The following is a 1,195-nucleotide window of genomic DNA, read 5'->3' as shown; positions in this document are numbered from 1 at the left end:
GGCGCGCAAGGTCCGGGCCAGCGTCTCGGGTTCGGCGGCGCCACCGCCCAGCGTCGTGATCAGGGCCTGGGCTTCCAGCGCATTGACGACGAGCAGGTCGACCAGCGGCAACAAAGCCTCACAACCGGCGCGAAAAGGTGCGGCGTTCAGCACGGTCTTCACACCGGCCGCGCGGGCGCGCTCGAAGGCTCGGGCGACGCTCTGCAGCGGTAGCTCCTGCTGGGCGACCAGCCAGCGCAGACCCGCCATGTCGAGGGCTTCGACCTGCTCCAGCGGAAGCGTGCCGTTGGAGCCGGCGACGGTGACGATCTGGTTCTCTGCGTCCTCGGCACCGACGACGATGAGCGCCACGCCGGGCACCTCGTCGGCTGGCTGGGCAATCGCGCGCGTGTCGACGCCTTCCGCGATCAGTTGGGTCACCATGGCCGCGCCGTTCTCCAGCAGGCCCACCCGTGCAGCCAGTGCCACGCGGGCACCCAGGCGCGCCGCGGCCACGGCCTGGTTGGCGCCCTTGCCGCCCAGGCAGGAGCCGAAGCGCTGGCCGCGCAGCGTCTCGCCCGGCAGCGGCAGCCGCGGCGCATGCACGATGAGGTCGCGGTTGACGCTGCCGAGGACGAGGATCTCAGGACGGGTCATCAGGGTTCCCAAAACGAAAGAACCCCTCGGGAAGACCGAGGGGTTCGCATGAGGCGCTAAGTGTCGTTCAGCGATCAGCGCTGGGCGATGGGCTTGACGTCGCGCGGCGTGGCGCCGACGAAGAGCTGGCGCGGGCGGCCGATCTTGTACTCGGGGTCGCCGATCATCTCATTGAGCTGGGCGATCCAGCCGACCGTGCGGGCCAGCGCGAAGATGGCCGTGAACAGCGGCACGGGGATGCCGATGGCGCGCTGCACGATGCCCGAGTAGAAGTCGACGTTCGGGTAGAGCTTGCGGGCGACGAAGTACTCGTCTTCCAGCGCGATCTTTTCCAGCTTCATGGCCAACTCGAACAGCGGGTCGTTTTCCAGGCCCAGCTCGCTCAGCACTTCGTGGCAGGTCTCGCGCATCAGCTTGGCGCGCGGGTCGTAGTTCTTGTAGACCCGGTGACCGAAGCCCATCAACTTGACGCCGGAATTCTTGTCCTTGACCTTGTTGACGAACTCGCCGATGCGGGCAACGCCGCCCTGCTTCTGGATGTCGCCCAGCATGTTCAGGC

2 protein-coding genes are annotated in these 1,195 nt (G+C 67.8%); both read right to left on the bottom strand.

Annotation, left to right across the window (positions count from 1 at the left end; genetic code table 11):
• A partial coding sequence (locus ACXJKR_RS32955; protein WP_457326446.1) for a PfkB family carbohydrate kinase occupies positions 1-636 on the bottom strand: 636 nt, incomplete at its 3' end.
• A gap of 74 nt (positions 637-710) precedes the next feature.
• On the bottom strand, positions 711-1,195 hold a 485-nt coding region (locus ACXJKR_RS32950; protein WP_457326445.1), incomplete at its 5' end, for a citrate/2-methylcitrate synthase.

It is taken from the genome of Roseateles sp. P5_E11 (genome assembly GCF_054049355.1).
The sequence above is the reverse complement of the archived record's forward strand: the minus strand, read 5'-3'. Positions and strand labels throughout refer to the sequence as shown.